1 pseudogene is annotated in these 325 nt (G+C 67.4%); it reads right to left on the bottom strand.

The features are described 5' to 3' along the window. Positions 1-325, bottom strand: a pseudogene (locus LF262_RS16850) (hypothetical protein); the annotation flags it as partial.

Genomic DNA, 325 nt, shown 5'->3' with positions numbered 1-325 from the left:
GTCGGTGCCGGCCGCGGGGCTGGTGTCACCGCTGGTGGACAACGTCGCGCCGATGCCGCCGTAGAACGGTGCGCCCTCGGTGGTGCTGATCACTCCGTCCTTGTTCGTGTCCGCGGACATGTCAGGGCAGGTGCCCTTCGCTCCGATGTGGATGTGCTGGACGTGCGGGTACGGGTTGCCGTTGAACGTCGCGGCCAGACCCGAGACCTTCTCGGTCACCGTGGCCTGGTCACCGTTCAGGGTCAGCATGAACGTTCCCGAGGCGTTGCTGCCGTTGATCGCGGCGAGGTTCGCCTGGTACGTGGTGCTGTCGGCTGCGAGGGCC

It is taken from the genome of Sinomonas notoginsengisoli (assembly GCF_021554725.1).
Lineage (GTDB): Bacteria > Actinomycetota > Actinomycetes > Actinomycetales > Micrococcaceae > Sinomonas > Sinomonas notoginsengisoli.
Note: the sequence above shows the minus strand (reverse complement) of the source record. Positions and strands in the feature narration are given on the sequence as shown.